Source organism: Kluyvera cryocrescens NBRC 102467 (assembly GCF_001571285.1).
Taxonomy (GTDB): Bacteria; Pseudomonadota; Gammaproteobacteria; order Enterobacterales; family Enterobacteriaceae; genus Kluyvera; species Kluyvera cryocrescens.
The window spans coordinates 84,679-111,471 of record NZ_BCTM01000020.1 but is presented as its reverse complement, the minus strand read 5'-3'; the positions used below and the strand labels follow the sequence as shown (position 1 = coordinate 111,471).

At 54.8% G+C, this 26,793-nt stretch carries 29 protein-coding genes and 1 pseudogene; 15 read left to right on the top strand and 15 right to left on the bottom strand.

The window, feature by feature from the left end; genetic code table 11:
- From KCR01S_RS15535 to clcB, 3 genes are all read left to right on the top strand, one after another.
- The coding region (locus KCR01S_RS15535; RefSeq protein WP_167348831.1) for a DmsC/YnfH family molybdoenzyme membrane anchor subunit at nt 1-523 on the top strand (523 nt) is incomplete at its 5' end.
- Nucleotides 524-570: 47 nt separating this feature from the next.
- A complete protein-coding gene (dmsD, locus tag KCR01S_RS15530; RefSeq protein ID WP_061283669.1) occupies nt 571-1,185 on the top strand; it encodes a Tat proofreading chaperone DmsD in 615 nt (204 codons plus the stop codon).
- A gap of 5 nt (nt 1,186-1,190) precedes the next feature.
- Nucleotides 1,191-2,486 (top strand): voltage-gated ClC-type chloride channel ClcB, encoded by a 1,296-nt coding sequence (gene clcB / locus KCR01S_RS15525; protein ID WP_061283667.1) that lies wholly within the window; start codon nt 1,191-1,193, stop codon nt 2,484-2,486.
- Here the strand turns inward: clcB and bioD are convergent.
- From bioD to KCR01S_RS15510, 3 genes are all read right to left on the bottom strand, one after another.
- The gene (bioD, locus tag KCR01S_RS15520; protein ID WP_061283665.1) at nt 2,439-3,134 is read right to left on the bottom strand and encodes a dethiobiotin synthase; all 696 of its coding nucleotides are present in this window, start codon (nt 3,132-3,134) and stop codon (nt 2,439-2,441) included. The two genes, clcB and bioD, sit on opposite strands and share 48 nt — an antisense overlap.
- A 130-nt stretch (nt 3,135-3,264) precedes the next feature.
- Complete coding sequence (mlc, locus tag KCR01S_RS15515) at nt 3,265-4,482, bottom strand: sugar metabolism global transcriptional regulator Mlc (protein ID WP_061283663.1); 1,218 nt, start codon at nt 4,480-4,482, stop codon at nt 3,265-3,267.
- A 110-nt stretch (nt 4,483-4,592) separates the two neighbouring features.
- Nucleotides 4,593-5,510, bottom strand: coding sequence for a LysR family transcriptional regulator (locus KCR01S_RS15510; protein ID WP_061283661.1), 918 nt, complete (start codon nt 5,508-5,510; stop codon nt 4,593-4,595).
- 116 nt (nt 5,511-5,626) lie between these two features.
- On the opposite strand from KCR01S_RS15510, the gene KCR01S_RS15505 reads away from it, so the two are divergent.
- The 5 genes from KCR01S_RS15505 to KCR01S_RS15490 all read left to right on the top strand — a co-directional run bounded on the left by KCR01S_RS15505 (nt 5,627) and on the right by KCR01S_RS15490 (nt 9,880).
- Nucleotides 5,627-6,877 (top strand): MFS transporter, encoded by a 1,251-nt coding sequence (locus KCR01S_RS15505; protein WP_061283659.1) that lies wholly within the window; start codon nt 5,627-5,629, stop codon nt 6,875-6,877.
- Between the two features lie 136 nt (nt 6,878-7,013).
- On the top strand, nt 7,014-8,210 hold the full coding sequence (locus tag KCR01S_RS15500; RefSeq protein ID WP_061283657.1) for an MFS transporter: 1,197 nt from the start codon (nt 7,014-7,016) through the stop codon (nt 8,208-8,210).
- 169 nt (nt 8,211-8,379) lie between these two features.
- Nucleotides 8,380-8,799: an acid resistance repetitive basic protein Asr gene (gene asr / locus KCR01S_RS24300; RefSeq protein ID WP_072277161.1), complete on the top strand. Its 420-nt coding sequence runs from the start codon at nt 8,380-8,382 to the stop codon at nt 8,797-8,799.
- A gap of 71 nt (nt 8,800-8,870) precedes the next feature.
- The gene (gene ydgU / locus KCR01S_RS25940; protein WP_455648420.1) at nt 8,871-8,954 is read left to right on the top strand and encodes a small membrane protein YdgU; all 84 of its coding nucleotides are present in this window, start codon (nt 8,871-8,873) and stop codon (nt 8,952-8,954) included.
- A 101-nt stretch (nt 8,955-9,055) separates the two neighbouring features.
- Nucleotides 9,056-9,880, top strand: a complete 825-nt coding sequence (locus tag KCR01S_RS15490; RefSeq protein WP_061283654.1) for a trypsin-like serine peptidase — start codon at nt 9,056-9,058, stop codon at nt 9,878-9,880.
- On the opposite strand, the pseudogene KCR01S_RS25780 reads toward KCR01S_RS15490, so the two are convergent.
- The 4 genes and pseudogenes from KCR01S_RS25780 to KCR01S_RS25880 all read right to left on the bottom strand — a co-directional run bounded on the left by KCR01S_RS25780 (nt 9,877) and on the right by KCR01S_RS25880 (nt 13,001).
- A pseudogene (locus tag KCR01S_RS25780) lies at nt 9,877-12,038 on the bottom strand (bifunctional diguanylate cyclase/phosphodiesterase). The gene KCR01S_RS15490 and the pseudogene KCR01S_RS25780 overlap by 4 nt on opposite strands.
- Before the next feature lie 92 nt (nt 12,039-12,130).
- Entirely contained in the window at nt 12,131-12,460 is a 330-nt protein-coding gene (gene mdtI / locus KCR01S_RS15480) for a multidrug/spermidine efflux SMR transporter subunit MdtI (RefSeq protein ID WP_061283652.1), read from the bottom strand.
- A complete protein-coding gene (gene mdtJ / locus KCR01S_RS15475; RefSeq protein WP_061283650.1) occupies nt 12,447-12,815 on the bottom strand; it encodes a multidrug/spermidine efflux SMR transporter subunit MdtJ in 369 nt (122 codons plus the stop codon). Before mdtJ ends, mdtI begins: the two co-directional genes overlap by 14 nt.
- A gap of 96 nt (nt 12,816-12,911) precedes the next feature.
- Nucleotides 12,912-13,001, bottom strand: coding sequence for a protein YdgV (locus KCR01S_RS25880; protein ID WP_419772951.1), 90 nt, complete (start codon nt 12,999-13,001; stop codon nt 12,912-12,914).
- Between the two features lie 218 nt (nt 13,002-13,219).
- On the opposite strand from KCR01S_RS25880, the gene KCR01S_RS15470 reads away from it, so the two are divergent.
- Nucleotides 13,220-14,251 (top strand): AI-2E family transporter, encoded by a 1,032-nt coding sequence (locus tag KCR01S_RS15470; protein WP_061283647.1) that lies wholly within the window; start codon nt 13,220-13,222, stop codon nt 14,249-14,251.
- Between the two features lie 3 nt (nt 14,252-14,254).
- On the opposite strand, the gene KCR01S_RS24295 is transcribed toward KCR01S_RS15470, so the two are convergent.
- From KCR01S_RS24295 to KCR01S_RS15430, 8 genes are all read right to left on the bottom strand, one after another.
- Entirely contained in the window at nt 14,255-14,428 is a 174-nt protein-coding gene (locus tag KCR01S_RS24295; RefSeq protein ID WP_072129045.1) for a GhoT/OrtT family toxin, read from the bottom strand.
- Between the two features lie 198 nt (nt 14,429-14,626).
- Entirely contained in the window at nt 14,627-14,866 is a 240-nt protein-coding gene (locus KCR01S_RS15465; RefSeq protein ID WP_156478770.1) for a hypothetical protein, read from the bottom strand.
- A gap of 108 nt (nt 14,867-14,974) precedes the next feature.
- Nucleotides 14,975-16,399 (bottom strand): aminobutyraldehyde dehydrogenase, encoded by a 1,425-nt coding sequence (gene patD / locus KCR01S_RS15460; protein ID WP_061283644.1) that lies wholly within the window; start codon nt 16,397-16,399, stop codon nt 14,975-14,977.
- 14 nt (nt 16,400-16,413) lie between these two features.
- The gene (locus KCR01S_RS15455; protein ID WP_061283642.1) at nt 16,414-17,229 is read right to left on the bottom strand and encodes an ABC transporter permease; all 816 of its coding nucleotides are present in this window, start codon (nt 17,227-17,229) and stop codon (nt 16,414-16,416) included.
- Entirely contained in the window at nt 17,219-18,160 is a 942-nt protein-coding gene (locus KCR01S_RS15450) for an ABC transporter permease (protein WP_061283641.1), read from the bottom strand. The genes KCR01S_RS15455 and KCR01S_RS15450 overlap by 11 nt, the downstream gene beginning before the upstream one ends.
- Nucleotides 18,161-19,174 carry an ABC transporter ATP-binding protein gene (locus KCR01S_RS15445; RefSeq protein ID WP_061283639.1) on the bottom strand — a complete coding sequence of 338 codons (1,014 nt, stop codon included), beginning with the start codon at nt 19,172-19,174 and terminating at the stop codon, nt 18,161-18,163.
- A gap of 17 nt (nt 19,175-19,191) precedes the next feature.
- Nucleotides 19,192-20,337 (bottom strand): putative ABC transporter substrate-binding protein YdcS, encoded by a 1,146-nt coding sequence (gene ydcS / locus KCR01S_RS15440; RefSeq protein WP_061283637.1) that lies wholly within the window; start codon nt 20,335-20,337, stop codon nt 19,192-19,194.
- Nucleotides 20,338-20,621: 284 nt separating this feature from the next.
- A complete protein-coding gene (locus KCR01S_RS15430; RefSeq protein ID WP_061283633.1) occupies nt 20,622-22,034 on the bottom strand; it encodes an aminotransferase-like domain-containing protein in 1,413 nt (470 codons plus the stop codon).
- A 206-nt stretch (nt 22,035-22,240) separates the two neighbouring features.
- Here KCR01S_RS15430 and KCR01S_RS15425 point away from each other — a divergent pair, with 206 nt between their 5' ends.
- The 6 genes from KCR01S_RS15425 to KCR01S_RS24290 all read left to right on the top strand — a co-directional run bounded on the left by KCR01S_RS15425 (nt 22,241) and on the right by KCR01S_RS24290 (nt 26,748).
- The gene (locus KCR01S_RS15425) at nt 22,241-22,801 is read left to right on the top strand and encodes a fasciclin domain-containing protein (RefSeq protein ID WP_061283680.1); all 561 of its coding nucleotides are present in this window, start codon (nt 22,241-22,243) and stop codon (nt 22,799-22,801) included.
- Between the two features lie 64 nt (nt 22,802-22,865).
- Complete coding sequence (locus KCR01S_RS15420) at nt 22,866-23,414, top strand: sigma-70 family RNA polymerase sigma factor (protein WP_061283631.1); 549 nt, start codon at nt 22,866-22,868, stop codon at nt 23,412-23,414.
- Complete coding sequence (locus KCR01S_RS15415; protein WP_061283629.1) at nt 23,411-24,079, top strand: anti-sigma factor; 669 nt, start codon at nt 23,411-23,413, stop codon at nt 24,077-24,079. The genes KCR01S_RS15420 and KCR01S_RS15415 overlap by 4 nt, the downstream gene beginning before the upstream one ends.
- Nucleotides 24,080-24,215: 136 nt before the next feature.
- A complete protein-coding gene (locus KCR01S_RS15410; protein WP_061283626.1) occupies nt 24,216-25,616 on the top strand; it encodes a cytochrome ubiquinol oxidase subunit I in 1,401 nt (466 codons plus the stop codon).
- A complete protein-coding gene (gene cydB, locus KCR01S_RS15405; protein WP_061283624.1) occupies nt 25,613-26,623 on the top strand; it encodes a cytochrome d ubiquinol oxidase subunit II in 1,011 nt (336 codons plus the stop codon). Before KCR01S_RS15410 ends, cydB begins: the two co-directional genes overlap by 4 nt.
- Nucleotides 26,623-26,748, top strand: a complete 126-nt coding sequence (locus tag KCR01S_RS24290) for a DUF2474 domain-containing protein (RefSeq protein ID WP_072277160.1) — start codon at nt 26,623-26,625, stop codon at nt 26,746-26,748. The genes cydB and KCR01S_RS24290 overlap by 1 nt, the downstream gene beginning before the upstream one ends.
- The last annotated feature ends 45 nt before the right edge of the window (nt 26,749-26,793 follow it).

The window sequence follows — 26,793 nt, the reverse complement described above, 5'->3', positions numbered from 1 at the left end:
AGCGCTCGGACGCCTTTGGCTGGCCATCAGCATGGTATTGGGTCTGCTATTTGTTTGGGCCATGACGCGTGTTTATCAGATAGATACGGTGCCAACCTGGTATAATGGTTACACGACCGCATCGTTCTTCTTAACCGTGGTACTCACCGGCCCGCTGTTTGCCGCCCTGCTGCTAAAACTGGCGAAAGTGCCGTTCAACGGCAAGTTTTTTGCGTCATTAAGCGTACTGGCGCTGCTGGCAAGCCTTGCCGTTGTCGTGATGCAGACCACTGAACTGGGCTTCATCCACAGTTCGGTACAACAGGCCAATGCGTTGCTCCCTGACTGGGGCAGCCTGCAGGTTTGGCGTTTTGTGCTGCTGACGGCGGGTTTAGGCTGCTGGATTTGTCCGTTGCTGCGCCGGGTTCCACCGCGCGCTTTCGGCTTAGCCATCGGTCTGCTGCTGGTGCTGGCGGGTGAATTAATCGGTCGCGGGTTGTTCTACGGCCTGCATATGACCGTCGGTATGGCGATTGCCGGGTAATCTCTTGGTGCGGGATACGTCCCGCACGCATTTAAGGAAATGCAGTAATGAATGATGTTCAGCATAACGACGCTTTAGCCTTTTCCGCCCGCGTTCTCGGCGCGCTGTTTTACTTTGCGCCGGATAGCGCACTGGCTGAGCCGCTGGTTGCCGCCTTTCACAATGGCGAATGGGCAACCCAATGGCCCTATCCCGTTGAGGATGCCGATATGCTATCGGCCGGTTTTGCCGCTGCCAGCGATGAATCACTCCCTCAGGCCTGGCAACGTCTATTTATCGGCCCGTCGGCATTGCCGTCACCGCCGTGGGGTTCCGTTTGGCTGGATCGCGAAAACGTCTTATTTGGCGACTCCACGCTGGCGCTGCGTCAATGGATGCGCGATAACCAAATAGCCTTCGATGTGCAACAAAATGAACCGGAAGATCACTTCGGCACCCTGCTGATGCTGGCCGCCTGGCTGGTTGAAAACGATCGCCAGCCCGCCTGTGACCAGCTTCTTGCCTGGCATCTGCTGCCGTGGGCCCCGCGTTTTATCGCCGAATTTATCGCTAAGGCCGATCATCCGTTCTTTACCGCACTGGGTCGGTTGACTCAGCAGACGCTAGGTCATTGGCAGTCCCATCTGCTGATCCCGGTGGCAGATAAAAAGCTGTACCGCTAAGCACCATGCAGCGTCTTCACCACTACCCTGACATCAAAGCCATGCTGCGTCGCCTGCTGATCGCTACCGTGATCGGCGTTCTGGCGGCGCTGGCGGTGACTTTGTTCCGCCATGCCATGTACTTGCTCGAATGGTTATTGTTAAGCAATGACAGCGGGAGCCTGGTCAACGCAGCGGAAGGCTTAGCCTGGTGGCGGCGTTTGCTGACGCCAGCGCTGGGCGGGTTAGCTGCCGGAGCGCTGCTGTGGGGCTGGCAGCGCTACACTCGCCAGCGTCCGCATGCGCCGACCGACTACATGGAAGCGCTGGACAGTGATGAAGGAAAATTCGACACCGGCGCTAGTCTCGTGAAATCAGCGGCGTCGCTGCTGGTGGTGGCCAGCGGCAGCGCCATTGGTCGTGAAGGTGCGATGATCCTGCTGGCAGCGCTAGCGGCCTCATTTTTTGCGCAGCGCTTTACGCCGAAGGACGAATGGAAACTGTGGATTGCCTGCGGGGCCGCAGCGGGGATGGCTAGCGCCTATCATGCACCGCTGGCTGGCAGCCTGTTTATCGCCGAAATCCTTTTCGGTACGCTGATGCTGGCGTCGCTGGGGCCGGTGGTCATTTCTGCGGTGGTCGCCCTGTTGACCACTCAGGTGATGAACGGCGGTGCGCAATTGCTGTACCGCGTCGGCGAATTACCCACGCTAACCGCGACTCACTATGCATTGATGCTCGCGACCGGGCTTGTCTGTGGTTTTGGTGGGCCGCTGCTGATGGGGTTGATGGACATCAGCCACCGTGCTTTTCTTCGTCTCAAACTTTCCCCCCCTTTTCAGCTTGCGCTCGGCGGACTGGTTGTGGGTCTACTGTCGCTACTGACGCCCGCCGTTTGGGGCAACGGCTATAGTGTGGTGCAGGGCTTTTTGATTGCACCGCCGGTCTTCGCGGCCATCGCCGGTATATTCTTGTGCAAACTGTTGGCAATTCTTGCCAGCAGTGGCTCGGGTGCGCCTGGCGGGGTCTTTACACCAACATTGTTTATCGGGCTCGCGGTAGGAATTTTATTTGCCGATACGTGGGGTTTTGTCTTCCACGCCGATCGCGGCATGGCCATCTTATTGGGGATCGCCGGTATGGCGACGCTGCTGGCGGCGACCACGCATGCACCGATGATGTCGACGCTGATGATTTGTGAAATGACCGGGCAATATGCGCTACTGCCCGGTTTATTGATAGCCTGCGTCATTGCCTCGGTGCTGTCTCGCACCTTACGCCAGGATTCGATCTACCGTCAGCACGTTGCTGAGCATCGCTAAATCAACATATTGACTCAGCTCACGCTGTTCTGGACGCGGTAAATACGGCAGTTCGCCAATCAGCGGTGCCGGTAATTTTTTGCTCAGCACGTCGATAATTTCCGCGTAGTGCGAGAGCCCAGGGTTGATACGGTTCGCCACCCAGCCAATCAGCGGCAGCCCATCGTTGGCAATCGCCTGCGCGGTCAACAGCGCGTGGTTGATGCACCCTTCCTGGATCCCCACCACCATCAGGACCGGTAGCTGCTCTTGTACCACCCATTCAGAGAGCGGACGCAGATCGTTCATCAGGCTACGCCAGCCGCCTGTTCCTTCGACCACTACGTTATCCACCTGCTGGCTCAGATTCGCTAAGCCATCGGAGAGCAAGGTGTAATTGATTGGACAACTGTGCGCGACGCTGCTCTCTTCCTCGCTCAACGCGATTGGATTGATTGCTTCATAAGGCAACGCCAGCGATGAAACACTTTGCAGTACCAGCGCATCTTTATTGCGCAGACCATCGGCGGTCTCTTTGCTGCCTTTTGCAACCGGTTTATATCCCGCTACCCGTTTCCCGCTGGCGGCGAGCGCCTGTAATAGCGCACGAGAAACCACCGTCTTACCGACAGAAGTATCAGTTCCAGTTATAAAGAAACGATTAAGCATGACTAACTAACCCCACTGCGACGCCTGAAAAAATCAAGGCAATGAATAATTCAACCGAGTGAAAGTTTACGTGATGCACGGCTAGGGCAGATTGAGTTAGCGCAATTTTTTGCAAAACCGCAAAAAATTGTTAACCCTGTAACAGTCTGATCAGTAATGTTCCGTTATATAACGCGTCCTTCACCAGCGCAGCACCCGCCATGGTGCCCCGATTAGAAAACTGCGTTTGCTCCACGGAAATGTGCTTGCTGTAGGCTGGCAGTGATTGCTGGTTAATGCAGTCAGCAATCGCCGGGAAGAGAATTTCAGAGGCCAGATTGAATGGCGAACCGATAAGGATTTTTTGCGGATTAAACAGGTTGACCATGATGGCCAGAATGCGCCCAACGTTAGTGCCAATACTGCCGATAATGTCCTTTGCCAGTAGGTCACCCTGTAGCGCCGCCTGGCAAAGCCAATCAATAGTCAGCGGCTTTTGATGCAGCATTGAGCTCATCGATTGCTGCATCCGCACTTGTGTGAGCTCAAGCACGCTCTGCACGCTGGCGATGGTCTCCAGACACCCATGGTTACCGCAATAGCAGCGCTTACCGTAGGGATCGACCTGAGTATGGCCAATTTCGACCAGACTACTGCTGCCGGCATGCAGCAGGCGGCCATCGGTAATCACGCCGGCCCCAACGTTATGGTCAATCACCACCTGAATGACATCCCTCGCCCCGCGCGACGCGCCAAACAGCGCCTCGGCCATCGTCCAGGCGCTGATGTCATGCTGGATATAGACCGGCACGCCGGTATGCGCCTCGAGGGTTGCGCCCAGCGGCACATCGGTGACGTCATAGAACGGCATGCGGTGAATGATGCCATTTTCGGTATCAATAATACCTGGCAGCGTAATGGCGATTGCCGTTAAGCGCTCAAGCAGCGCCTGGTGACGAATAAAGAACTGGTCGATATGCGCCAGTACGCGGCTTAAGAAAGGCTCTTCGTGCTCAAGCGCGAGCTCAAGCAGCTCCTCCACCACCAGCTTACTGCTTAAATCACGGAGGGAAAGGTGAATATCACCGCGACCAATACGGACGGAAAGATAATGCCAGGCTTCGGTTTCAACCTTCAGACCGACAGCGGGTCGCCCTCGGCTGCCGACTTCCTGAATTTCCGTCTCCTGAACGAGATGAGCTTCCAGCAGTTCGCGAACGATTTTGGTGATACTGGCCGGAGCCAGTTGCGCGAGTCGGGAGAGGTCAATACGGGACACCGGGCCGAGCTGATCAATGAGGCGATAAACTGCCCCTGCGTTGGTCTGCTTGATTTGATCGATATGGCCTGGCTGACTGTCCGCTACCACCGTAAAACTCCCTTATTTTCGCGCTTCGAAATAAACTTTGGGCTATGGTGAAGTACTTCAATGGCCTGCGTCAAATTTTTACTTAGCCTTGTGATTTACTGCACATTTTTTCACACTTTTGGCGTAGAAACGCTCACCTTTGCCGCAGTTAACAGATGCTGTTTAAAACGCTCCGCCGCCTGGCTGAGCTCATGATGCTTTGACCAAACCAGCCACATTTCCGAGACCGCATCCTCTTGCGCAATCGGAACCCAGCGCATTTCCTGCAGCTGCACGCGGCGAAATGAAGCCGGCAAAATCGACACGCCTAACCCCGATGCCACAAGGCCAATGATGGTCATCGCTTCACCCACCTCCTGGGTAATCGTAGGCGTGACACCGTAACGTCTCATCAACCCCAAAATATCGTCATATAGCCCGGTTCCAACGTGGGGATCAAAAAAGACAAACGGCTCTTTGCCCAGTTCGACCAGGCTCACCGACGCCTGGCTGGCCAACGGATGATCGCGATGAATCATTGCCAGTAGCGGTTCGCGCAAAATCACCTGCCAATCGAGGGTGTCGGGCAACTGCGTATTGCGCATCAGCCCCAGTTCGAGTCCTCCCTCGGTGAGCGGTGAAATTTGCTCGCGGGTGTTGGTTTCTCGCGTTTGGATATGCACATCGGGATAACGTTGACGAAACGTCGACAGCGTGTCGGAAACGGCCTTAATAAACGGCGCCGAAGAGGTAAAGCCGATATGCAGTTCGCCGGTCTCACCATGATGCAGCCGGCTTGCCCGCGCCGCGGCCTCATTGACCTGGAGCAGAATTTGCCGACTGTCGGCCAGAAACTGCCGCCCTGCTTCCGTTAGGCTCACGCTGCGATTAGTACGGGCAAACAGACGAGCGCCCACCTGCTGTTCGAGGATTTGAATCTGCTGACTCAGCGGGGGCTGCGAGATATTCAGGCGCGCGGCGGCGCGTCCAAAATGCAGCTCCTCGGCGACGGCCACGAAATAGCGAAGATGGCGAAGCTCAATATTCATATTTTAAACGTCTTAATTGAGATTATTAATATATTAGACAGAATATTTACATTTTCCTACTCTAATTATGTGACCTATGTCGTTATTACATCTCGTTTTTAAGCAAGGATTTTCCCGTGAGCCGCACAACGACCGCAGACCATACTCCCGTTATTGATGTCCGCGATGATAGCCCTTCAGTCTCCAATACCTTTATTCGTCGCGGTACGCCGCCGTTTATCCGCGTCACGCTGGCGCTCTTTTCCGCCGGGCTTGCGACCTTCGCCCTGCTGTACTGCGTACAGCCGATTCTGCCGGTGCTATCGCATGAATTTGGCGTATCCCCCGCGCAAAGCAGTATTTCGCTGTCGGTTTCCACCGCCATGCTCGCGGTAGGTTTGCTGTTTACGGGCCCACTGTCCGATGCGATTGGCCGTAAACAGGTGATGGTCACCGCCTTAGTGCTGGCGTCGTGCTGCTCGCTGTTGTCAACAATGATGACCAGTTGGCACGGGATTTTAATCATGCGCGCGTTGATTGGTCTCTCGCTCAGCGGCGTAGCCGCCGTTGGCATGACCTATCTCAGCGAGGAAATTCATCCCAGCTTTGTGGCATTTTCCATGGGGCTGTACATCAGCGGGAACTCCATTGGCGGGATGAGCGGACGTCTGCTCACCGGGGTATTTACCGATTTCTTCGGCTGGCGCGTGGCGCTGGCGGTCATCAGCGCTTTTGCGCTCGGGGCGGCAATCATGTTCTGGCGGATTTTGCCGGAATCCCGCCACTTCCGTCCAAGTTCGCTGAAACCTAAATCGCTACTGATTAACTTCCGCCTGCACTGGCGCGATCGCGGTCTTCCACTGCTCTTTGTAGAAGGTTTTCTGTTAATGGGCGCCTTTGTCACGCTGTTTAACTACATTGGCTACCGTTTGATGCTGTCACCGTGGTCGCTGAATCAGGCGGTAGTTGGCCTGCTGTCCGTTGCCTATCTGACCGGAACATGGAGCTCTCCGAAAGCCGGGGTGATGACGACGCGTTACGGTCGCGGCCCCGTGATGATCTTCTTCACCGGTGTCATGCTGGTGGGCCTGCTGTTGACGCTGTTTTCGCCGCTATGGGTGATTTTCCCCGGCATGCTGCTGTTCTCCGCCGGTTTCTTTGCCGCACACTCCGTCGCCAGTAGCTGGATTGGCCCGCGCGCGCGTCGCGCCAGAGGCCAGGCGTCATCGCTCTACCTGTTTAGCTATTATCTGGGTTCCAGCATTGCCGGGACGCTGGGCGGCGTATTCTGGCATCAGTACGGCTGGAACGGCGTCGGCGGGTTCATCGCCCTTCTACTCATTGGTGCTCTGTTGACCGGATTTCTGCTGCACAGACGCTTACGCTAATCATTAGGGGCGGTGAATAAGTCTCCGCCCCTTATATTTTGTACTTATGTTATTGCCATAAAATGCCTTATCGCCTCGCCATACTAGCTGACACTTTCTATAATGAAGCCCCATTTGGTCTGATCAAAGTCGCGTTATGACTCCCAACACCAGCAACACGCAGCTCAATCTACGTATTATTTCGATCGTCGTTTTCACCTGTATTTGCTATCTCTCCATCGGGCTTCCTCTGGCGGTACTGCCGGGGTTCATTCATTACGATCTCGGTTACAGTACGCTGGTCGCCGGTGCGGTTATCAGCCTGCAATATATTTCCACCCTCGTCAGCCGTCCCCATGCAGGACGCTATACCGATATCTGGGGGCCCAAAAAGGTGGTATGCCTTGGGATCATCTGCTGCATGATGAGCGGCTTGTTCACCCTCGCTGCTGCCGCCGCATTTGCCAGCCCACTCGCCGCGGTGGGATTACTGCTGATAGGTCGCGTGTTTCTTGGCGTCGGTGAAAGCTTTACCTCCACCGGCTCGACGCTGTGGGGCATTAAAACCGTGGGCGCTATCCACACTTCGCGGGTCATCTCGTGGAACGGCGTGGCGACCTACGTGGCTATGGCCGCCGGTGCGCCGCTAGGCGTGCTGCTAAACGGTTGGTTTGGTATCGCCGGGTTCGCCTCGCTTATCGTCATCATTGCGCTGATAGGCCTACTGTTTGCCCGCACCCGTGACGATGTCAGCGTAAGCGCCGGCGTCCGCGCGCCTTTCCACGTTGTCGCCCGCAAGATCTGGCCATACGGCCTTGGATTAGGCCTGGGCACCGTCGGCTTTGGCGTCATCGCCACCTTCATTACCCTGTACTTTACCACTCATGGCTGGCAAGGCGCGGCATTCACGCTGTCGCTCTTTAGCATCGGTTTTATCTGCATTCGTTTGGTGCTAGGCAATACCATCATCCGCTTTGGCGGTATTCGCGTTTCGCTCATCTGTTTCGTGGTGGAGTGTTTAGGCTTATTGATAATCTGGCAGGCTCCCAACGCATGGATAGCAGGCATTGGCGCATTTCTCACCGGTTCCGGCTTCTCGCTGGTCTTCCCCGCGCTGGGCGTTGAGGCGGTTAAACAGGTGGAAGAGCAAAACCAGGGAACCGCGCTGGGGACTTACTCCGCGTTCCTGGATTTAGCGCTGGGGATCACCGGCCCGGTGGCAGGCTGGATTGCTGGCTACTATGGGCTGGAAAGCATTTATCTGATTGCCGCCGTCGTGGTAGCGATGGCCTTCGCCCTTCTCCTGCGCGTCTTCCTGTCTCAGCGAGCCAACCCGACCACCTGCCGCAGCTAACTGTATACGGGGTAATGAAAATTGCCCCGTACACAGAGTCGACAAATCTCGTACATTACGTTACACGCCGAAACCAATCACTCACGGAAGGCTGCGACGCTCGTAGGTATAGTTCTTTCAACGGCCCCGCAGTGGGGTTGAATGAAAAAACCAATTCGAGGGTATGAGAATGAAAAAAGTATTAGCTCTGGTTGTTGCCGCTGCTATGGGTCTGTCTTCCGCTGCATTCGCTGCTGACGCTGTTGCCACTCCGGCTCCGGCTGCCGCTGCGACCGCTACCCACGCGGCACCAGCGAAAACCACTCATCACAAAAAACACAAGAAAGCCGCTCCAGCTCAGAAAGCTCAGGCTGCTAAAAAACACAAAAAAGCCGCCGCTAAACCGGCTGTAGAGCAGAAAGCTCAGGCTGCTAAAAAACACAAAAAAGCAGCGACTAAACCAGCTGTAGAGCAGAAAGCTCAGGCTGCTAAAAAACACAAAAAAGCGGCTGCTAAACCAGCTGTAGCTCAGAAAGCTCAGGCTGCTAAGAAACACAAAAAAGCAGTGAAACACGAAGCTGCAAAACCAGCTGCTCAACCAGCTGCGTAATTCAAGCGGAAGTTAATTCTTGATAATACATCGGCGCTTTTATAGCGCCGATTTTTTCCCGGAGAGCAATCATGTTGCGGCGCTATCGTTTCGAGCTCATCCTGGCTTTACTCATCGTCTGCGCTCTTATTGCGACCCAGTTTTTCTTTTACTGAGTGTAGTTCGCTGATTTTTCTCCCACTTTTCATTTCTCCCGTCTATAGTAGTCTCATTGGGTATTTCTTTAATAATCATAATTGCCCCATCAGAGAGTGATATGCGTACAGCCTTGGTGTGTTGTTTACTGGGATCGTTAGCAGTACTGCCTTTAATTTCACATGCCGATGACGGCGATAGTGACATCAGCGCAAAAGATATTAAAACCCTGTTTTTTGGCCAGGACGACCGCGTTCTGGTGACCAATCCCGCGCAGCCACCGTGGGATGCTATCGGGCAGTTGGAAACCGCGAGCGGCAACCTGTGTACCGCCACCTTAATTTCCCCCAACCTGGCGCTCACCGCCGGGCACTGCCTGCTGGAACCCCCGCGCGGTAAGCTGGACAAAGCCGTCGCGCTGCGATTCATTTCGCAAAAAGGCAGCTGGCGCTATGAAATTCACGGTATTGAGGGACGCGTTGATCCCTCTTTGGGTAAACGGCTGAAGGCTGATGGTGATGGCTGGATTGTCCCCGCCTCCGCGGCTCCCTGGGATTTTGGCCTGATCGTGCTGCGTTATCCGCCGTCCGGTATCACGCCCATCCCACTGTTTACCGGCGACAAGGCTGAACTAACCGCCGCGCTCAAGGCGGTGGATCGGAAGGTGACGCAATCGGGCTATCCGGTCGACCACCTTGAATCTCTCTATAGCCACCAGGATTGTACGGTGACCGGTTGGGCACAAACGTCGGTGCTATCGCACCAGTGCGATACTCTACCGGGCGATAGCGGTTCTCCGCTGCTGTTAAAAACCGATGCGGGCTGGCAGGTGATTGCGGTACAAAGTTCGGCGCCGGCCGCAAAAGACCGCTGGCGCGCGGATAATCGCGCGATTTCAGTCACCGGTTTTCGCGATAAGCTCGAGGCGTTGGCCGCAGGCAACTAACTTAAGCGCTGCTGGTGTCGCAATGCCAGCAGCGATGACAGCGGCATCGGCTCGCTAAAGTAAAAGCCCTGCAGCTGATCGCAGCCCGCAAGACGCAACAGCTTCATCTGTTTCTCGGTTTCCACGCCTTCGGCAATCACCGTCATCCCCAGCGCGCTGGCAATACGAATCGTCCCCCCCACCAGCGCTGCCGCCTGGTCGTCATTATCGACCAGTCCTGCCAACGATTTGTCTATTTTTATGGTGTCAAAGTTAAAGCGACGCAAATAGCCAATGCTGGAATACCCGGTGCCAAAATCATCCAGCGCCACGGCTGTGCCCAGCGCTTTCAGCGCTGAGATCGCCGCACGCGCGCGTTCCGGTTTTTCCAGCACATACGTTTCGGTCACCTCCAGCTGCAGGCGCGCCGGCGGGAAACCCGACGACTTCAACACGCTAGAGACTTTTTCTTCAAATTCCGGGTCGCGAAACTGGGCCGGGGAGATATTGACCGACAGCTTCAAATCATTGTGCGCCAGCAGGTCGCGGCAGGCGCGGGCCAGCACGAACTGCCCCAGCGAATAGATGAGCCCACTGGTCTCGGCAATCGAGATGAAGGCATCCGGCATCAGTTCGCCCTTCGCCCGGCGTGGCCAGCGTACCAGCGCCTCCACGCCAACCATCGCCTGAGATCGCGCACAGACAATCGGTTGGTACCACACCTCAAATTCGTCATGTTCGAGACCATGGCGAATATCATTTTCAATCGACAGCTGGTATTCGCGAACGCTATTGAGCTCCGCGTCATAGTGGGTAATACGCCCTTTACCGGTGATTTTAGAATGGTACATCGCGATATCGGCCTGGCGGAACAGTTCGGAGCTGGAACTGCCCTGTAACGTACCGCTGGCGATGCCAATACTGGCGCTGATATGCAGCGTCCGTTCGCCAATACGGATTGGAGTATTAAGGTAATCCAGCACCCGTATGGCAAAATCAGTCGCCAGGGCTTCCGAACGTTGGCCACCGTCATCGCGAATTCATCACCGCCCATGCGCGCCAGCATTCCGCCAGGCGGCACCAGCGTTTGCAGCATATCGGCAATACGGATAATCAAAATATCGCCGACGTCATGGCCGTAGATATCGTTCACATCTTTAAACCCATCCAGATCGATAAACACCACCGTTTTCGGGTCTTTATCACCGCGTAAGCTGATGCGTTCAAGCTGCTCGATCAGCGCCCGTCGGTTGGGCAAATGGCTGAGCCAGTCGGTCAGCGCAATTTCGCGCGCCTGCCGCTCACCCCGGGCCAGTTTCCAAAGCCCAAGGCTGCTAAGGACAATAAAGAGCAGAATCAACCCAGCGGCCAGCAACACAATTTCGCGGATTTGCGGTGAGGCGGCATTGGCCGCTTCAGCCCCCGGCTGTCGCAGTTGCCAGTTGAGCCAACCCACAACCTGTTCCCCGGCGGTGCGAATCGGAATGTTGTACTGGTTTTGCGGCGCATCGGCGAGGGTCAGATTTTCAATTTGAAAGGTATTGCCGAGGTTGCGTAGCAGCGTCGGATTGACGTGGCGGGTAATCACCAGATAGCGGCGGGTTGCGTCATAGACCTCCAGCCGACCGGTCATCGGCCGAATCAACCCGATTCCGATAAAAGCGATCCCTTCCCGGGTGCGCGTAATACCGGCGAACATGTTTTTCCCTTCGCTCAGCGGCTGCCTGTTTTTGCTAATAAGCGACTGTAACCCTTCGCCGAAAAAGCTGAGATTTTTTTCATCAAAGGGTTTGGAATGAAACGAGCCCCACAGCACACGATAGTTTTCGTCGAGTACAAAAGTACCGTCATAGAGATTGTTGATTTTGTAACCCGCACCCCAGGTATTATAAAGCCAGGTCGTATCCAGCGTCGGGGGATAAACTTTACGGACCGCGTCGTCCCAGATGGCATTATCGATAACCAGCGACATAACACGATTGATTGATGTCTGAATCGCGCCGTCAACGGAAAGCGCGGACCGGCGAGCGTCAATATCGTTAGTTTTTGTGCTAATCAGCTGCTGCGAGAGATAAAGTAACGAGATAATAGAAAATATCAGGCCAATGCCGGCCAAAAAGATCATCACAAATAGCGTTCTGGCCGTGGCAATATTACGCCAGCGTGACGGATTTAACATGTATCACCCTCGCATACGTGCAAACACCCCTTTGTTACAAGCGTAATACAGACGGGCGATTTCGCTGCCCGATTTCTCGGGCAGCGATCACATCAGGCAAGTTTGATCAGTACCATTCCGACCAGAAGGAGGCCCAAACCGACCCAGCCCTTATTATTCAAGCGCTGACCGAAGAGGATCCACCCTGCCGCAAGCGTTGCGGCAACCCCAAATCCACCCCAGATGGCGTAAGCCACCGAGAGATCGATTCCTTTTACCGCCTGTGACAGCGCGCTAAACGCCGCCAGTACGGCGACCAGCGACAGAATGCCGTACAGTTTGTTGCGGAAGCCATCAGAGAACTTCAGGAAAATATTAGCGACAATTTCCAGAACAATGGAACCTGCCAGCCACGCGCCGTGAACCCACTCAAACTGCTGCATGGTTCACCTCTTTATCCAGCGTTTTACGCGGAGATTTACGCGTACCCGATTTGATCAACACGATACCGGCAACCAGTGTCGCCAGGCCCGCCGCTTTCATTACCGTCAGGCTTTCGTCAAACAGCATCACGCTAAATAAGGTGATCAGTAAAATACCGATTCCTTCCCACAGCGCATAGGCCACGCCGAGGGCAATTTTTTTGACTGCAAACGAAAGAAAAATATATGAAAGCGCGATCATCACGAGCATTAAAATAAAGCCGGTGTTTCCATCACTGACGCTTGCCCATTTCATAGACAGCGTACCCGTAATTTCAGCAACGATAGCGAGGGCTAATAAAATCCAATAAAACATGGTGCTTCTCCTGCATGAGAATATAATCCGTCGCAGCTTGCGAGAAACGCAAACTGAAAAAAAATGATTAAAATTTAGCTCAAATGAAGAAGAAGACTACAGCGCGTTGCGCCAGTGCTGCTCACCACAGAAGGCAGAATAGGAAGGTAAAACAGAAGGTTTGGTAGAAATGTACGTCCTGAACATATTGTCCATAAAATTACAATTATCCGCGGTATTGCTTCTCATCATTGCGGAGTAAAATTGTCCTCAGTAGTTAAACACAGCTAATTTCTATCACAGTTGTCGAAGTATCTCAAAATGTTTTCAAATCTTTACTGATGTTGTTTGATGTAAATGCATTTATTATCAGGCAATTCGCAATTATCATCTTCTTTATAGTTTTTAGCTGGAGTTAACCCGCCATGTCCAGGCCGATCATTACGCTTAATGGATTAAAGATTGTCATCATGCTGGGCATGCTGGTGATCATTCTGACCGGCATTCGCTTCGCCGCGGACATCATTGTCCCCTTTATACTGGCGCTGTTTATTGCCGTAGTACTTAACCCCGTCGTCCAACTGATGGTGCGCTGGCGCATACCGCGGGTGCTGGCGATTTCGTGCCTGATTGCGGTTATCATTATGGCCGCCGTGCTGCTGCTCGCCTCGCTGGGAACCTCACTCAACGAGCTTACGCGAACTTTGCCGCAGTATCGGTCCTCGCTGGCGGTTCCGCTTTATAATCTCCAGCCCTGGATGCAGCGCTTTGGTATTGGCGTTAGCCCCGATGAGTTGATTAAATATATCGATCCTAATGCCGCCATGACGCTGGTCTCCCGGCTATTGACGCAGCTCTCTAACGCGATGTCATCCATCTTTCTTCTGCTACTCACCGTGGTGTTTATGCTGCTGGAGGTCCCGCAGCTGCCGGCGAAGTTTGAGCAGGTGATGAGCCGCCCGATTGAAGGGATGGCGGCGATTCAGCGCGCACTGGACAGCGTGTCACATTATCTGGTGTTAAAGACGGCAATCAGTCTTGTCACCGGTCTGGTGGCGTGGGGAATGCTGGAGCTGCTGGACGTGCGTTTTGCCTTTATCTGGGGCCTGTTAGCCTTTGCCCTTAACTATATTCCGAACATTGGTTCGGTGCTGGCGGCAATTCCCCCTATCCTTCAGGTTTTGGTATTTAGCGGCTTTTACGATGCGCTTATCGTACTTGCGGGGTACCTGGTCATTAACCTGGTATTCGGCAACATTCTCGAACCTCGCATCATGGGGCGCGGCCTGGGGCTGTCGACTTTAGTGGTGTTTCTGTCGTTGATTTTCTGGGGGTGGCTGCTCGGGCCAGTCGGGATGCTGCTGTCGGTGCCGCTGACGATCATCGTCAAAATAGCCCTCGAGCAGACGGAAGGCGGGAAAAGCATTGCCGTTTTGCTTAGCGATCTGAGCAAATAGCTTTCAGAACAGCGACAGCAGGAGCGCAACCGGGAAGCTAAACGGCCAGGTTGCGCCGATCAACAGCGCGGCAATAAGCCGAATGGTGGCGCTTTCTTTCGTCAGAAACCAGGTAATAAAGGCGCAGATTACGCTCATCACCGCATAAAAGATGAGCATATGTTGGTACAGCGTCACCAATTGAATCCTTATCATTGATTGTTAAAGCGGCGCAATATGCTACGTTTTTTGACGCACATCAAGTTTTTCGCCACTTTTCGCCTGAACGTATCCAGCACGCAGCCACGCATTTCCAGATGAATGAGCTGCATACCGAAATCAATACAGGATTATCCTATGCCTGTACGGATGTTAATTCTGTGATTCAGGCTTTACTTAGCGTTTTAACTGGGAAGGAGAGAAAATACTGTCAGCGGTCGGATCGCTGACGTAGCGATTCGGATCGTACTGCGGAATTAAATTCACCTTTTCCGCGTCCCAGGCCTCGCCTAAACAGGCCGCCGTCGCGCGGTTATTACCATCACAAGCCGCAATGCGCCCTGCAGAAAACCAAATACCAAAACTCATTGCTGCGGCGATGGCCACGGCGATACCAACCAGACTTTTATTCATCACGCTAACTATGCTCAGTTTTTCAACGGCGCGGATCCTCGCACGTTGTCCCTGGCATGTCAAAAATGTCCAGACGCGCGGCAGGCTGAACGCCTACCGCGAAAGGAGTAATTAGTGCTTTATCATCACATGCCGAACCACGGTGTAATCCTCAAGACCATACAGCGACATATCTTTGCCGTAGCCTGACAGCTTCTGACCGCCGTGCGGCATTTCGCTCACCAGCATAAAATGGGTATTAACCCACGTGCAGCCGTATTGCAACCGGGCGCTCAGGCGGTGTGCACGTCCCACATCCTGTGTCCATACCGATGAGGCCAGGCCATACTGCGAGTCATTCGCCCACGCCAGCACTTCGGCTTCGTCTGCAAACTCGGTAACGCTGACGACTGGACCAAAGACTTCACGCTGGACGATATCATCCTCCTGCCGTGCACCTGCCAGCAGGGTCGGTTGGAAGTAATAGCCCTTGCCGGCAGCCTTTTCGCCACCGGTCACCACGTTGATATGCGGCAGCATTTTGGCACGCGTCACCGCTTCACTGACCCGCATCAGGTGCGCTTGCGAACTCAGCGGTCCCAGTTCAGTGGCGGGATCGTCTGGTGAACCCAACTGGATGCTGGCAACCGCCGCGCCCAGCTTCTCCACCAGCGTTTCATACACGCCCTTTTGCGCATAGATCCGGCAGGCAGCAGTACAATCCTGGCCCGCGTTATAAAAACCGAAGGTTCTGACCCCTTCAACTACCGCATCAATATCCGCATCATCAAACACAATCACCGGCGCTTTACCGCCTAGCTCCATATGGGTGCGTTTAATCGACGGCGCGGTGTGGGCAATAATGTGTTCGCCGGTAGCAATAGAACCGGTTAATGACACCATCCGCACGCAGGCGTGTCCGGTTAGCGGATCGCCAACGGTTTTACCCCGGCCAAACAGCACGTTGAGAACGCCAGCCGGGAAGATATCTTTTGCCAGCTCGGCGAGCTTCAATGCCGTCAGCGGGGTGATTTCCGACGGTTTAATCACCACACAGTTACCCGCCGCCAGCGCGGGCGCCAGCTTCCACGCTGCCATCATCAGCGGATAATTCCACGGCGCGATAGAGGCCACCACGCCAACCGGATCGCGGCGAATCATTGAGGTATGTCCTTCCAGATATTCCCCCGCCGCCAGTCCGTTCAGGCAGCGCGCTGCGCCGGCAAAAAAACGAAACACATCGACAACCGCCGGGATTTCATCATTCATGACGCAATGCAGCGGTTTGCCGCAGTTAAGCGACTCCAGTTTTGCAAAAGTTTCGGCGTGTTCTTCGATCGTATCGGCCAGTTTCAGCAGGCATTCCGCACGCTGTTTTGGCGTGGTTTGCCCCCACTGTTCAAATGCACGGTCAGCCGCCATTACCGCTGCATCCACCTGGGCGGCCGAGGCTTCAGCGATATGCAGCAGGATCTCCCCGGTCGCCGGGTTATAGACCGGTTGGGTTTCACCTTCACCCGCCACCAGTTCACCATTAATCAGTAAATTATGTTGCATAGCATGATCCTGTTCTATTTAAACGTCGTACTTCCGCCGGTGGCGCCTTCGTCTTCGCGAGTCAGCCACCACGCCCCTAAAATCGGTATCATCGTCAGTATCATCACCAACAGCGCCACAACGTTGGTGACCGGTACGTCACGCGGCCGTCCTAACTGATTGAGCAACCACAGCGGCAGCGTGCGCTCGTGCCCCGCGGTGAAGGTGGTGACGATAATTTCATCAAACGATAGCGCAAACGCCAGCATTCCCCCGGCTAACAGCGCTGAACTCAGATTCGGCAGCACCACGTGACGGAAGGTTTGCCAGCCATTGGCACCCAAATCCATCGAAGCCTCAACAAGACTCCACGAGGTACGCCTAAAGCGGGCTATCACGTTGTTAAACACCACCACGACGCAAAACGTCGCGTGACCAATCACGATGGTGAGTAACCCTGGCTCCAGATTGACGGTTTTAAATGCCGTCAACAGCGCCAGACCGGTGACAATACCCGGCAGTGCGATAGGTAACAGCAGCAGCAGCGACACCGCGCTTTTGCCGAAGAAATCCCGTCGCCAAAGCGCTGCTGCAGCAAGCGTGCCAAGTATTAAGGCAATCGCGGTGGAGAAGGCAGCGATTTTAAGTGACAGTGTCACCGCATCAAAAATATCCCCACGCCCTGCTGCCTCGCTAAACCAGCGCAGCGTCAGCCCCTGAGGGGGAAAACTAAACGCCGCGTCTTCGGTGTTAAACGCGTAGATAGCAATAATCGCGAGCGGAAAATGCAGAAAAATGACGCCGCCCCAGGCGGCAATACGCAGAAATAGCGGTGCCCGTTCAGAGTGCATCGAACGCTCCCAGGCGCTTCACAAACGCCAGATAAAGGGCAATAAGAACAATCGGTACCAGCGTAAACGCCGCCGCCATCGGCATGTTGCCAATCGCCCCCTGTTGGGAATACACCATGTTGCCAATAAAGTAACCCGGTGGCCCCACCAACTGCGGAACAATAAAATCGCCCAGCGTCAGCGAGAAGGTGAAGATAGAACCCGCGGCAATGCCGGGAATCGCCATCGGGATCACCACATGGCGGAAAGTCTGACGCGGTAGTGCGCCCAGATCTGCCGAAGCCTGTAACAGCGAAGCGGGAATGCGCTCCAGCGCGGCCTGCACCGGCAGGATCATGAACGGCAACCAGATGTAGACGAACACCAGAAACCGCCCCAGACCAGATGTGGACAGCGTATTGCCACCGACGCCCGGCACCGCAAGAATCGCGCTCAGCACTGGCCCCAGACCCAGATGGTTAAGAAACCACTGCGCCACACCGTCTTTCGCCAGCAGCAGCGTCCAGGCATAGGCTTTAACGATATAGCTGGCCCACATCGGCAGCATTACCGCCACGTAGAAAAAGGCCTTTTGCTTACCGCGGGTGTAGCGCGCCATATACCACGCCATAGGAAAGGCCAGCAGCGCGCTGGCGAGAGTGACGGCGAGCGCCATCACCAGCGTGCGCACAATAATGTCGTAGTTAGCCGGATTGAACAGCGCGTACAGGTTTGCCAGCGTGAGCGTTGGCGTCACCGACATGGTGAAGTCATCGAAGGTGTAAAAACCCTGCCATAGCAGCGTCAGCAGTGAACCGAAATACACGATGCCGAACCACATTAGCGGAGCCAGTAGCAAAAGGAATAGCCCCAGCGTTGGCCGCCGCCAGAACAGGCTCGACAGGCGTTTTAGTCCACGGGAAGGAGGAACCGGCGTCATGCTCATGTCCATTCACCTCCCTCCGTCCAGCGCGACCATCGCATCCCGCGCCCACGACACCAGCACCGCATGGCCGACCGAAGGGCCATCAGCGTTGAGCCCAGCGGAGAAGTTGGCCTGACTGACCAGCAGCTTGCCGCCGCCCTCCAGCAGCAGCTCATAGCGGGTCGCCGCCCCCTGATACTGTACCGCCTGTACCTGCCCGCGGGCCTGAACTTCGCCCTGCTCATTGAGTCGAATATGTTCCGGGCGCAGCGCCCAGTTGCCATCCATTCCGCACAGGGCTTTCGCCATTTGCGGGTCAAAAACGTTAGAAGTCCCGACGAAGCTGGCGACAAACGGCGTTCGCGGTCGCAAATAGAGCGCTCGCGGCGTATCCACCTGCTCGATACGCCCGTTGTTGAACACCGCCACCCGATCGGACATCGACAGCGCCTCGCTCTGGTCGTGGGTGACGAAGATAAAGGTGATCCCCAGCTCCTGTTGCAGCTTTTTCAGCTCAAGCTGCATCTGCTCGCGCAGCTTGAGATCCAGCGCGCCCAGCGGTTCATCAAGCAGTAGCACGCGCGGTTCATTAACCAACGCTCGCGCTATCGCTACCCGCTGGCGCTGACCGCCAGAAAGCTGCGACGGCTTGCGCCCCCCGACAAACCCCAGCGCCACTTTTTCCAGCGCCTGCGCGGCTTTGTTCTGGCGCTCTTTCTTCGCCACGCCTTTGACCATCAGCCCATAAGCGACGTTATCCAGCACCGACATGTGCGGAAACAGCGCGTAGTCCTGGAAGACGGTATTCACGTCGCGTTCCCACGGCGGCAGTTCACTGGCGTGTTGACCAAAGATAGAAATTGCACCGCCGGAAAGCTGTTCGAATCCGGCGATCAGCCGTAAACAGGTGGTTTTGCCGGAGCCTGACGGCCCCAGCATAGAGAAAAACTCACCATCGTGGATGGCGATACTGACGCCATCCACCGCCCGCACGTCACCATAAAGTCGCGAGACGTCATGAAACTCTACTGCATACGTCATGATGGACTCCTGGATGATTAACGGCCGCCCATAATGGCGATGTAGTCCTGCGTCCAGCGGCTATACGGAACATATTTTCCACCTTCGGCAATCGGCGTTTTCCAGAAGGCAATTTTGTCAAAGAAGCTGTAGCCGTTGGTTTCGCAGCCTTTATCACCCAGCAGTGCGCTGGCTTTACAACCTTGAGCAACCACCGGCAGCGAACCAAACCAGGCAGCGACGTCACCCTGAACCTTCGGCGTCAGCGACCAGTTCATCCACTTATAGGCGCATACCGGATGCTTTGCTTCGGCGTGCAGCATGGTGGTATCCGCCCAACCGGTCACACCCTCTTTCGGGAAAACGGTCGCAATCGGCTGCCCTTCACCCTTCAAACCGTTGGCCTGATATGGCCAGGCGCTGGAGGCCACGACGCCTTCGTTTTTGAAGTCACTCATCTGCACGGTGGTGTCATGCCAGTAGCGGTGAATCAATCCGTGCTGGTCACGCAGCACTTTCAGCACCGCCTGATACTGCTCTTCAGTGAGCTGATACGGGTCGCTAATCCCCAACTGCGGTTGGGTCGCTTTAACGAACAGCGCAGCATCGGCAATGTAAATTGGGCCGTCATAGGCCTGAACGCGGCCCTGGTTGGTTTTACCATCCGGGAGATTTTGCTTAACGAAAACCACGCTCCAGGAGTCCGGCGGCGTTGGGAAGGTTTTGGTGTTATACATCAGCAGATTTGGCCCCCACTGGTAGGGCGTGCCGTAGACTTTGCCATCGACGTTAAACCACGCGCCTTTCGCCAGCCGCGGATCGAGCGTTTTCCAGTTTTCAATCAGCGCAGTGTTAATTGGCACCACGCGTTTGCCCATAATCAGGCGCAGCGACGCATCGCCGGAGGCGGTCACCAAATCGTATCCACCTTTTGCCATCAGACTGACCATTTCATCCGAGGTGGCGGCCGTTTTCACATTCATCTGGCAGCCAGACTCTTTTTCGAACTGCGTGACCCAATCATATTGCTTGTCGGTTTGACCGCGTTCGATGTATCCCGGCCAGGCAATAATATCCAGCCGGCCTTCACCTTTCGCCAGTGAGGCTGGGGGTTCTGCGGCATGGGCGGTAGCCACGGTCATGACGAGCGCGCACAGGCTGCTGCGGGCAAATTTCTTGCTCATAAAGTTTTACTCCTGTCACAATGAAATTGAGCGGCAGCCGTGCCGTTAAAAATATCTCCCTGTTTAAAAATAGACGCCGCTATGCCGGCCACCTGTGCGACCTTAAGAAATTTGTACAGGTTGTGACCAAGGGCGCATTCCGCAAATAAGCGGTATGGGTAATAGATAATCTGGATTATAGACAAGGAGTTACCGGCCATCGGTCGCTATGCGAATTTCCTATGACCGGAATAAAAAAATCCCCATTTAATATCATTAAACGGGGATAAATAGGGCGAGTGAATTTACGTCATTAATTGCCGAATAAGCGTGCCCAGCGTTTCTACCGCTTTATCTTCCCTCTCCCCCCAGCCCCAGGCCGTATTGAAGCGGAAAAACGACGCCCAGTTATCTGTCGTTGAAAACATCTTACCCGGCGCAATGCTGATATGGTGCTCCAGCGCTTTAGCGCTAAGCTGGCCCGCATCCATTCCCGCCGGGAGCTCCAGCCACAAAAAATAGCCGCTGTCGTTATGATGAATATTCACCTCCGGCGGCAGAGATCGCAGCAGCGACTGCCAGGCAAGCTGTTTGCGCTCCGCCAATTGTCGGCGCAGGCGCCGCAGATGGGCGTCGTAGCGTTTGGTGGCCAGATAATCCACCAGCGCTAGCTGCATAGGAGAACTGGTCGACAGCGTACTCATCAACTGCAAATGCTGAATGCGGCGCGCATGTTTACCGGCCGCCACCCAGCCGATGCGAAACCCCGGCACCAGACATTTCGAAAATGAGCTACAGTGCAGCGTCATATCGCTTTTATCCCACGCCTTCGCCGGCAGCGGCTTTTCCCGGCCAAAGTACAGTTCGCTGTATACATCATCTTCAATCAGCGTCACGTTGTGTGCGCTCAGAATGGCAATCAGCCGGGCTTTTTTCTCCGGCGATAAGGTAAAGCCCAATGGATTCTGGCTGTTGGTCATCAGCCAGCAGGCTTTAACCGGGTACGTTTCCAACGCTTGCACCAACGCATCCAGATCGATTCCCTCTTTCACATCGGTTGCCACCGACAGCGCTTTCAAGCGCAAACGCTCCAGGGCCTGCAGAGCACCATAAAAGCAGGGGTTTTCGATAATGACCCAATCACCCGGTTCAGTAACCGCCTGCAGGCTTAAATTCAAGGCTTCCAGCGCACCTGCGGTGATCACAATTTCATCCGGCGAGACAGTCATCCCCTGCAGAGCGTAACGGCGGGCAATCGCATGACGAAGCTCATCATTCCCCGGCGGCAGGTTTTCAATCACGCTCATGGCGGTCGCGGTTTTACTGACCTGCGCCAGCGAACGGTTTAACTGCGGCAGAGGAAACAGTTTGGGATCGGGAAACGCCGAAGCAAAGGGCAGCACCGAGGCATTGCGGCTGGCCTGTAGCACTTCAAAAATGTAGGTGTTGATGTCAACGGCGTTATCCGGCATCACCTGAGCAGGGGCAGCTACGGGCCGCGTCGCCACCGGACGCGGTGCGACATAATAGCCGGATTGTGGACGCGCCACGATGCGCCCCTGGCTTTCCAGCAGTTGGTAGGCGTGGCTGACGGTCATAAAACTCATTCCGCTGTTCACCACCTGCTCGCGCAGCGACGGCAGCTTATCGCCCGGCTGCCACACCCCCAGGGCTATCTGTTCTGTCATCTGTTCAGCGAGACGCTGGTACTTTTTCATCATGGTTCCCGATGACGTTAAACTGAGCGTCTATATTATATCAGCGTTAAAAAATATGCATTTTTATGTAACTGATATAATTCACCTGTTCACGTTGCGTGCTGAAAAATAATGGTCGATCGCGTGCATCCGTTTTCCTTTCTCAATCGTATTACTTCATGAGGGCTACGGAGTCCTTCTGTGAAAACATGAATGAGGAAATGAAAATGAAACAATTTCTGCCATCTCTTCTTTTTTCAGCACTGGTCATGAGCGGCGTATCTCAGGCGGCTATGATGGACAACAGCACCGTAATGGTGGGCGGTGCAGCAATGTATCCGTCAAAAAACATTGTGCAAAATGCGGTGAATTCAAAAGATCACACCACTCTGGTTGCCGCGGTAAAAGCCGCAGGCCTGGTACCGACTCTTGAAGGGACTGGACCGTTTACCGTTTTCGCCCCCACGAACACGGCATTTGAAAAATTGCCGGCGGGCACGGTGGATTCACTGCTAAAACCGGAAAATAAACAGAAGCTCACCGCTGTACTGACCTATCACGTGGTGGCCGGAAAGTACGATATTAAAGCCCTTGAGAAAAAAATCATCGCCGGTGGCGGGAAAGCGGAATTAAAAACCGTCAACGGGGAGTCGCTGTGGGTGATGGCCAACGGTCCGCATAATATCCAGTTGAAAGATGTGCGCGGTAATATTGCCAACATCAGCACTTACGACGTTCATCAAAGCAATGGGGTGATTGATGTTATCGATACCGTGCTGATGCCATAAACCAATTGTTGCCTATACTGTGTGCAGCCACTGCCCCGTGGCTGCACCTTTAACAGGGACACTAATGACCACAAATACCGCGCAGATCCATGCAGGATTAATGAACCAGATAGCCAGTGGTGATAAACAGGCACTGGAACTGCTCTACAAAACGCTGTCGCCTCGGCTATTCGGTATTATTTTACGTATTGTCCGACGACGGGATTTGGCCGAAGAGATCCTCCACGATACGTTTATTCAAATCTGGCAGTCGGCGCTTTACTACGACGCGCAGCGCAGCGAACCGCAAATATGGCTCAATCACATTGCCCGTCACCGGGCGATTGATTATTTACGCAAACATGAACATCGCTGCTGTTCGGTCGACGATATTAACGAAGCCGATCAATTATCGCGCGCACCGCTGCCAGCTGAAGATTTTCATCAGGAAGCCAGACTACTGCAGCACTGTATGGCGCATCTCCCTGCGGAGCAGCGGCAAAGTATTGCGCTGGCCTATTATCGCGGTTTATCACAAGTCGAAATTGCGCGCTCACTGAATCAGCCCGAAGGCACGGTGAAAAGCTGGATTCGACGGGCGTTAAGCCATCTTCGGGAGTGTATTGGCCTATGAACACTCAGGAACAAGATGCCATTCTGGCCGCCGAATATGTCCTTGGGCTGCTGGATACTCCGACTCGCCGGCAGCTCGACAAACGTCTTAATGACGACGAGGCCTTTGCAAAGCAGGTATTGCACTGGCAAAAAGCCTTTAGCGGGATGGATGCCCTCACGCCAGAGAGCGCCCCCTCAGCAGAAGTTTGGCAACGAATTGCCCGCAAAGTGAATCATGAAACCCATACTCCAACGCCGTTACGCCCTGCCGCATGGCTCGGTTGGTCGCTGGCGGCGGCCCTCGCGGCAGTGCTGATTTTCAATATGGTCACACAACCCGCCCCCTCGCCGGCCCTGCAACCGATCGCGATCCTCAACGGGACGCAATCTGATGCGCAGTTTGTGGTCAGCGTTGATAAATCGGCACGAACTCTGCAGGTATCAGCCCTTAACGTGGCCCTTCCGCAGGAAAAAAACCTGCAGTTATGGCTTATCAAAGGCCGTGAACCGCCGCAGGCGATCGGGCTTATTACCCAACCGGGACACAATGAGTTCCGCTTAGCCGGAGACACGCTGGACAACCAAACCACCCTGGCCGTCAGCCTTGAACCCGTTGGTGGCTCGAAGCTTATTGGCCCATCCGGCCCTATCGTCTTTGTAGGGAAAGTTCGCCTGTCGGGTTGAAACACCTCTCACGATTGAACTGTGCCGCCCGGTTCAGGGGTAACTGTTATGAATTAATACCGCCCGACTGTCTCTGCAACCCTTAACTGGTGCGGCTTAGAATCAAGACCGAGTCATTTATCTCCACGGAGTTTGCATGTTCGGTCTTGATGCGTTTCACCTCGCACGAATACAGTTTGCGTTTACCGTTTCATTTCACATTATCTTTCCCGCTATCACCATCGGTCTTGCCAGCTACCTGGCGGTGCTGGAGGGCTTGTGGCTGAAATCCCGCAACCCCGTATGGCGTTCGCTGTATCAGTTCTGGTCAAAGATCTTTGCCGTTAACTTTGGCATGGGCGTGGTTTCAGGGCTGGTGATGGCCTACCAGTTCGGCACCAACTGGAGCGGGTTCTCACAGTTTGCTGGCAGCATTACCGGCCCCTTATTAACCTATGAAGTCCTCACCGCCTTTTTCCTGGAAGCCGGTTTTCTGGGCGTGATGCTATTCGGCTGGAACCGCGTCGGCCCAGGGTTGCACTTTTTTGCCACCTGCATGGTCGCGCTGGGCACGATTATCTCCACCTTCTGGATCCTGGCCTCCAACAGCTGGATGCAGACGCCGCAGGGTTATGAAATCGTCAACGGTCAGGTGGTTCCGGTCGACTGGTTTGCAGTGGTATTCAATCCCTCATTCCCCTATCGCTTATTCCACATGTCGATAGCCGCCTTTCTTAGCAGCGCGCTATTTGTTGGTGCATCGGCGGCATGGCATCTCCTGCGCGGTAATCAAACGCCGGCTATCCGGATCATGTTTTCCATGTCGCTGTGGATGACGCTTATCGTCGCGCCGATCCAGGCCATGGTCGGTGACATGCACGGGCTCAATACCCTAAAACATCAACCGGCCAAAATTGCGGCGATTGAGGGGCATTGGGAAAACAGACCGGGCGAAGCCACGCCGCTGCTGCTGTTCGGCTGGCCCGATATGGCGCAGGAGCGCACCCGTTACGGTCTGGAAATCCCGGCGCTGGGGAGTTTGATCCTCACCCACAGCCTCGATAAACAGGTGCCAGCGCTGAAAGAGTTCGCCCCACAGGATCGGCCAAACTCGACCATTGTGTTCTGGTCATTCCGTATTATGGCCGGGCTGGGCATGCTGATGCTGCTGCTGGGAGTGGTTGCGCTGTGGTTACGCAAACGGCAAACGCTTTATACCTCGCGTCCGTTCCTATGGTTTGCCCTGCTGATGGGGCCGTCAGGACTCATTGCCATCCTCGCCGGCTGGGTGACGACGGAAGTGGGACGCCAACCCTGGGTGGTCTACGGCCTCCAGCGCACGGCAGACGCGGTATCGGCCCATGGCGATCTGCATATGAGTATCAGCCTGCTGGCCTTCTTCGTGGTCTATACCTCGGTCTTTGGCGTCGGTTACAGCTATATGGTTCGCCTGATTCGTAAAGGGCCACAGCCCTTCAACATCGCACCTCACGGTACGCCAGCGCGTCCGTTATCCGCCGCGATGACCCCGACTTCTCAACTGGAGGACCGCCCATGAGCATCGACCTCTCCATCATCTGGTTTGTGATTATTGTCTTCGCCACGCTGATGTATATCGTCATGGATGGCTTTGATCTGGGGATTGGCATCCTGTTTCCCTTTACCCGCAGTCCCCAGGATCGCGATCTGATGGTCAATAGCGTGGCCCCCGTTTGGGATGGCAACGAAACCTGGCTGGTTCTCGGTGGCGCAGGATTATTTGGCGCGTTCCCTCTGGCGTACGCGGTGATTATCGACGCACTCACCATCCCATTGACGCTGATGCTGGTGGGGCTGATATTCCGCGGCGTGGCCTTTGAATTTCGTTTCAACGCCACCCCATCACATCGTCCATTCTGGGATAAGGCCTTTATGTGCGGCTCTATTCTGGCAACCTTCTGCCAGGGGATTGTCGTCGGTGCGGTGATTAACGGTTTCGAGGTAAGCGGACGCAGCTACAGCGGCGGGCCGTTTAGTTGGCTGACGCCCTTTACACTGTTTTGCGGCGTGGGCCTGGTGGTGGCCTATGCGTTGCTGGGGGCCACCTGGCTGGTCATGAAAAGCGAATCCACGCTGCAAAGTACCATGCGTAAACATGCGCGTGGCCTATTGATTGCACTTTTGGCAATTATCGCCGTCATCAGCTTATGGACGCCACAGATTCATCCGCAGATTGCCGAACGCTGGTTTAGCCTGCCGAATCTCTATTATTTACTGCCGGTACCTCTGCTGGTGATTGCCGCCAGCGCCCTGATCTGGCGCCATCTCGGGCGTGAGGCGAGCCACGCGCAGCCCTTTATCCTGACGCTAGTGCTGGTCTTTTTAGGCTTTAGCGGGCTGGGGATCAGCATCTGGCCGGCCATCATTCCACCGTCCATCACGCTGTGGCAGGCCGCCGCTCCTGAACAAAGCCAGGAATTCATGCTAATCGGCGCGCTGTTTATTATTCCGGTGATCCTGGTTTACACCTTCTGGAGCTACTACGTGTTTCGCGGCAAAGTACCGCAAGATGAGGGGTATCATTGATGAAAAATCAGTGGGTTTCGCGGATTTTTTGGTTGCTCGTTCTTTGGGGAGGAAGCGTGCTGGCGCTGACGGTGGTGGGAGGATTGTTTCGCATACTGATGACCGCCGCCGGATTTAAATCCTGAATTAACACGTCGAGGGTATTTTATACAAACCGCCCGGAGTATTCC